At 69.9% G+C, this 6,114-nt stretch carries 6 protein-coding genes; 2 read left to right on the top strand and 4 right to left on the bottom strand.

Annotated features, from left to right (window positions below):
* Positions 1-814: 814 nt before the first annotated feature.
* Positions 815-2,029 carry a winged helix DNA-binding domain-containing protein gene (locus N4P33_RS03440; protein WP_260824645.1) on the top strand — a complete coding sequence of 405 codons (1,215 nt, stop codon included), beginning with the start codon at positions 815-817 and terminating at the stop codon, positions 2,027-2,029.
* Between the two features lie 16 nt (positions 2,030-2,045).
* On the opposite strand, the gene N4P33_RS03435 is transcribed toward N4P33_RS03440, so the two are convergent.
* The 4 genes from N4P33_RS03435 to N4P33_RS03420 are packed head-to-tail and all read right to left on the bottom strand — an operon-like array spanning position 2,046 to position 5,507.
* The gene (locus tag N4P33_RS03435; RefSeq protein ID WP_260824644.1) at positions 2,046-2,855 is read right to left on the bottom strand and encodes a class I SAM-dependent methyltransferase; all 810 of its coding nucleotides are present in this window, start codon (positions 2,853-2,855) and stop codon (positions 2,046-2,048) included.
* Between the two features lie 39 nt (positions 2,856-2,894).
* Positions 2,895-3,785, bottom strand: coding sequence for an LLM class flavin-dependent oxidoreductase (locus N4P33_RS03430; protein ID WP_260824643.1), 891 nt, complete (start codon positions 3,783-3,785; stop codon positions 2,895-2,897).
* Between the two features lie 46 nt (positions 3,786-3,831).
* Positions 3,832-4,854, bottom strand: coding sequence for a hypothetical protein (locus N4P33_RS03425; RefSeq protein WP_260824642.1), 1,023 nt, complete (start codon positions 4,852-4,854; stop codon positions 3,832-3,834).
* Complete coding sequence (locus tag N4P33_RS03420) at positions 4,851-5,507, bottom strand: hypothetical protein (RefSeq protein ID WP_260824641.1); 657 nt, start codon at positions 5,505-5,507, stop codon at positions 4,851-4,853. Before N4P33_RS03420 ends, N4P33_RS03425 begins: the two co-directional genes overlap by 4 nt.
* A 215-nt stretch (positions 5,508-5,722) precedes the next feature.
* On the opposite strand from N4P33_RS03420, the gene N4P33_RS03415 reads away from it, so the two are divergent.
* Positions 5,723-6,109, top strand: a complete 387-nt coding sequence (locus tag N4P33_RS03415) for a DUF192 domain-containing protein (protein ID WP_260824640.1) — start codon at positions 5,723-5,725, stop codon at positions 6,107-6,109.
* The last annotated feature ends 5 nt before the right edge of the window (positions 6,110-6,114 follow it).

Raw genomic sequence — 6,114 nt, 5'->3', positions numbered from 1 at the left:
AGCCGAGGTCCGTGCCGGCCTGTACGAGAGTCCCCACCTGATCGGTACGGGGTGGGCTGACCGTGGGGGCTCAGCTGGGCCGGCTGACCGAACGGGCTCTGGGGGCCCGGCTGGCCGTACGGACCCGGCTGACCGTAGGCGCCGGGTTGGCCGTGCGGGCCGGGCTGGCCGTATGCGCCGGGCTGGCCGTACGGGCCCTGCTGGGCGGGTTGGCCGTACGGGCCCTGGCCGGGGTGCGGAGGCGGGGGTGTCGGATGCTCGTTCGACATGACTCGGACTCTAGCCAGCGGGCGGAACCGGAGAGGCCCCGGAGGGCACAAAAAACGGGCCGGTCCGTGGGGGGGAGACGGACCGGCCCGAGGGGGGGTTTCCACCATAACCCTTCGTGAGGGATGCCGCGCACATCGGCGTGCCACAACTACTCTCCGGAGCCGGGCGGCGACGCCACGATGCCCCCGGAAGCCGCCGTTCCTGGCCCTTTCGTGACCGAAACCAGCCGGAAATCCGTGGAAAATGGGGGGTTGAGGGGGCGGTGTGAAGGAAGTGGCGGCGTGAGGCACGCATCGCGACAACTCTTCCGGCCGTCCCTCCGATGGGTGACCCGGGCGTGGTGCACCCGCTTGACCCGGTGGGCACCGCGCAGCCCCCTCCACTGCGCGGTACCACCCGCGCAGCTTTGCTGACGCGAATTACCTTGGTCCGAACCTACGCGACCGGAAACGGAGAAGGCGAGCCGCGGGCCATAACAATGCGGAAACCCCAGGAACAGCATCTAGGACGAGAACTGTCCTCGATCTCCCCTACGGTCGACCTCATGACGACGACAAGGCTCCCGCAGATCACGTGGTCCCAGGCGAGCGCCCGCCGCAGGGAACGGCAGTTCCTGGCCACGCCCGCCCCGGCGGACGTACCGCTGGCGGATGTGGTCGGCGCGATGCTCGGCGCCCACGCCCAGGTCCTGTCGGCGGCCGAGCTGTCCGTGGGGCTGCGGACCACCGGGGCCACGCGGGCGGACGTACGGGCCGCGCTGTGGGAGGACCGCTCGCTGGTGAAGACGTTCGGCCCGCGCGGCACGGTCCATCTCCTCCCCGCGCACGAACTGCCCCTGTGGTGCGCGGCCCTGAGCGCGGTGCCGAGGGGCACGAGCCCGTTCCCACCGGATGTGCGGCTCACCGAGGAGCAGGAGGAACAGGTCGTGGCGGCGATCGGCGACGCACTCGCCGGTGCGTGTCTGACGATCGACGAGCTGAGCGAGGAGGTCGTGGCCCGCACCGGCGCGTGGGCCGGTGACCTGGTGATGCCGGCGTTCCAGGACATGTGGCCCCGCTGGCGCCAGGTGCTGCACCGCGCGGGCTGGGCGGGCGCGCTGTGCTTCGGCCCGAACCGCGGGCGGAAGGTGACGTACACCCGCCCGCCGGCCGCCGACGTCCCGACGCGGACGGACGCCACCGACGCCGTCCCGGCCTTCGTACGCCGCTACCTGCACGCCTACGGTCCGGCGACCCCGCAGCACTTCGCGAAGTGGCTGGCAACACCGGCGGGTTGGGCGGCGGAGGTCTTCCGGGAGTCGGCGCTGGCGGGCGGGATCGAGGAGGTCGAGTTCGAGGGCGCCCGTGGCTGGTGGGTGGCGTCCGGCGACACGGAGTTCCCGTCGGTCCCCTCGGTCCCGCCGGCCCCGTCGGCCCCGGAGGCGGGCGCGGCCCCGGGCGTGCGCCTCCTCCCTTACTTCGACGCCTACGCCATCGCGGCCCAGCCGCGCGAGCGCCTGTTCCCGGGACGGGCGTACGAGCGCGCGCTGGCGGGCGGGCAGGCGGGCAACTTCCCGGTGCTGCTCGTGGACGGCGTGGTGGCGGGCGTATGGCACCAGCGGCGCAGCGGCCGCCGTACGACGGTCACGGTCGAGCCGCTGGGATCGCTGACGGCGCGGCAGGAGAGGGAGCTGGGCGAACAGGTGGAGCGGGTGGGCGAGGTGCTGGAGGCGAGGGCGGAGCTGGTGGTGGGCGAGGTGAAGGTGGGCCCGCACGCGTAGGAACTCTGGGAAACGGCTATGAACGCTCGGGCTTGCGCACATCGAGGAGATGCCGGCTGCTGTGAGCGACGAAGGCACCGTCGTCCTCGATCCGTTCGTGCAGCTGACGCAACCGCGGCCGGTACCTCTCCACGCTGAAGTCCGGCACCATCCAGATCACCTTGCGCAGGAAGTGCACGACGGCGGCGATGTCGTAGAACTCCATCCGCAGCCGCTCGGCCCGCAGGTCGACGACCTCCAGCCCCGCCGCCTCGGCCTCCCGCCGCTCCCGCTCGGGATCCCGCGCGCCGCGCACCTCGTCCGGCTGCGGCCCGAGGAAGTACTCGACGAGCTCGAAGACGCTGGCGGGCCCGACATGCTGGGCGAAGTACCGCCCGCCGGGCTGGAGTACGCGCGCGATCTCCGGCCAGTGCGGCTTGACGGGATGCCGGCTGACGACGAGATCGAAGGCCCCGTCGGCGAAGGGCAGCGGCGCGTCCTCGTCCGATGCAACGACGGGCACGCCGTAGGGCCGCAGGAGCTCGGTCGCCTTGCCGACGTTGGGCGGCCACCCCTCGGTGGCGACGACGAGCGTCGGCCGTTGCGGGGCGGCGCGCTCGAGGGCGAAGCGCAGCACCTCACCGCCCCCGGTCTGGACATCGAGCACGGCGGCGGCCCGCCCGAGCCGCTCGGCCATACCGGCGGCGTACCCCCAGGAGGGCCGCGCCTCGGTGGCCCGCCCTTCGAACCAGGAGAAGTCCCATCCTCCGGTGGGCACGGAGACGCCTTCGGCGAGGAGCTCGTCGAAGGAGCGCTCTGGATCGTGGGGCCGTTCCGGGACGATCATGCCTCCTTCCTACCTGCTCCCGCCTCCCGTCTCCTGCCGTTATCCGCCCGCGCCCCTGCCGACACGCGGACCGACCTCCTCCGCGACGAACCGTACGAATCCCTCGGGGTCGGGCTCGTCCGCGGTGGCCTGGAGGACCACGGAATCGGCCCCGGCGTCGGCGAACCTCCGCACCGCCTCGGCCACGGCCGCCCCGTCCCCGGCGACACCGACCCCGGCCTCGCCCGCGACGCCTTCGTCCTCCAGCTCGGCCCGCAGCCTCCGCTCGGCCCCGGGCCCGGTGGCGGCCAGCAGGTAGACGACGACCTTGTGACTCCCCAGGTCACGTCCTGCCCTCTTCCGCCCCTCCTCGATGAGACCCCGGGCACGCCGGACGCCGTCGGGTGACGTGGAGGCCGTGAGAACGGTGCCGTCGGCGGCCTCGCCGCTGAGCCGCAGGGACCGTGGCCCGGTGGCACCGGCGAAGACGTCGACCTCGGTCTCGGGCGGCCAGTCGAGGGCGACGTCGCGCAGTGTCATGTACCGCCCCTCACTACTGACGCGCTCCCCGCGCAACAGCCGCCGCAGCGCGACGAGATGCTCCCGCAGCAGCGTCACCGGCGACTCGACCCGGGCCCCGACCTGCCCCATCCACTCCTGCACACCGTGCCCGACGCCCAGCATCACGCGGCCCGGAAACATACGGTGCAGGGTGGCCGCCTCCATGGCGGTGAGGGCCACGTTCCGCAACGGCACCGGCAACACCCCGACCCCGACCCGCACCCGCTCACTCCACGCGAGCGCGGCGGCGGCACTGGAAACCCCACCCTCCCGAAAACAGTCCTCCCACAGCCAGAGCTCCTGAATCCCTCCCCGATCAGCCACCTCGACAACAGCCCGGAACCGCTCGGGGGGAAGCTGAGGACGAAGCACTACACCGAGTGTGGTCATGGGGTGTTCCTACCCCAGTGGAGTCAGGCACGTCACCCCTGTCGACTCAGCGGTTGATCGCCTGGATCTCCTGGACCACGACGTCCTGGGTCGCTCCGAACTCGCCGTCCGGGAGGTCGCCGCCGGCGCCGCCGGTGCCGGTCCACTGGATCTTCCAGGTGACGGTCGCCTGGAGCGGGAAGGTGTCATCGCCCGAGGAACGCAGGTACTTCACGCCGCACGGGGGTGTCTGATCCGCCTTGCCCTTGGCGTACGGCTCACCGATACGGCCGTCGTTGATCTCGCAGACGCCCGAAGCCGGATAGAGCTCGGCATCAGCCGTCCCCGGCTCGATCTTCAACGAGACCGGCTCCGCCGTCGCCGTGGCCTCGATGCCGAGGACCGGGACGGACGCGGTGACCGAGACCGGCTTGAACTCCGCGCCGTCCAGCCACGCCCAGGTCGGCAGGTTGACCTTGGTCGCCTCCGCGGGGGCCAGGGTCACCTCGGTGCCGGGGACGCGGATCTCGGAGTAGGCGAGTTCGGCGAGGATCTCCGGGGTGACGGCGTTCTCCATGTCCGCGGGGGGTGCATCGCCCTCGTCTACCCAGAAGGGGCCCTTGTCGCAAGCATCCCAGCCCGGGGGGTAGCTCTCGTTGACGTACGAGTCCCACCAGTAGCCCTCGCCGGACTTGTGCTTGTTGAAGGCCTTCTTCTTGTCGTTCGCGTTGTACTTCTCCCGCTGCTCGGCGTCCCACTCGTACCCGGTCGACCCGGCCTCCCAGATCGGCTCCAGATACTTCTGCAGCTGCTCCGGCGTGTACTTGGGGGCGTACCAGCAGGGCGGCGGCGTCCAGGACGTGGTCGCGGCCAGCGCTCCCGCGCCGTCGCCGCTGCCGTTCTTGGAACGGTCGAAGACGACACCACCGACGGTCACCGAAAGATTGCCCTTTTCATCGGCGTTGGCGCTCTGGTTTGCGTTCTCTGTGCTCCCGCCCAGGGTGTCGTCGGCGTACGCGACGTCGGCAAGGAGGAGGAGTGACAGGCATGCTCCGATGGCGACGGAAGCTCTGCTCCCAGAAGCTGTCATGGCTGGCACTTGGGGCTCCCACTCTCCGAAATCATCTTCTGGATCTCCCAGACGCCCTTGTCGTTCTTCTTGAGGGATGTGTGGTAGATGACGTAACTCTTGGCCGTCACCTTGGTCTTCTTGATCTCGTTGGTCTTCAGGTACTTCACGTAGGCCTTGCCCTGATCCTCGCAGTACGTGAAGGACGCTGAGCCGTCTTTGCCAAGTGCTACTTGGGGAGCGTAGAAGCGGTAGAACCCTGTGATGCTCGCCTTGTGGTCGACATAGTTCTGGATGAACTTCTGCGTTCCGGCGGCGGCCTCACCTTCGTAGTAGTACAGGTATGCCTTGTCCAAGGCGTCCTGATTGACGATCGCCAAGTCAACGGCCTGAATGGCCTGCTGGCTATCCGCCAGGATTGCGTCCTTCTCCTTGTCTCCGGTCTTCGGCCAGTCGAAGGTGTAGGACAGGTCGTCCGGTAGCTGCAGCTTCGGACGGTCGCCGGACTCTGACGGTGTCGTACTCGGCGACGCCGAGCCCTCACCCGTGTCCGCGCCCGCGATCTTGTCGCTGTCCTTGGAGGAGCTGTCGTCGTCGCTTCCGCATGCGGTCAGCGTCAAGGCCGCTGTGGCGGTCAGCGCGAGCGCTGTGAGCAGGGTGGGGCGGCGGTTCACGGTCGGCTCCCGGTGGGGCGAGGCTTCTCTTGAGCGAACCCAAGCTATCCAGCGTGGCGTACGGAGACCAGGGTGAACGGTGTCAATTTGCGGGGTGTATGGGGCTAAACCGGGCGTCGGCGGGGGCAGTTGGGCAGTAACGGTTGCGTAACGCGGTGCGGGCGGCAGGGTAGGGCGTTGGTGTTCCAGGGTTTGCGATGGAGGAGGAGGGTGTCGTGGGGCGTTGGCGGGATGGGTTCGGAGAGTTGGTCGTGGGGGCGGAGGGGGGTGAGGTTCGTGTTCCGTTGGAGATCGCTTCTTCCTATCGGGCGCGGACCAAGGGGCTGTTGGGGCGGGACTCGGTAAAAGGGGCCTTGTTGCTCAGTCCTGCCAACAGCGTGCACACCTTTCGGATGCGGATGGCCATCGATGTCGCCTATCTCGATCGGCGGCTCCGGGTGATCGCCGTGCGGACCATGCCGCCGGGGCGGCTCGGGTTGCCCAGGGTGCGGGCTCGGCATGTGGTCGAGGCCGAGGCCGGAGTGATGGAGGGCTGGGGGCTGAGAGTGGGGAGTCGCGTGCAGGTCATCAACGGGTCCGTCGGGAGCGCCGCCGAGGCGTAGGCGCG

The sequence above is a fragment of the Streptomyces sp. 15-116A genome, assembly GCF_025290915.1.
Lineage (GTDB): Bacteria > Actinomycetota > Actinomycetes > Streptomycetales > Streptomycetaceae > Streptomyces.
This window is presented reverse-complemented; position numbering and strand designations above follow the sequence as displayed.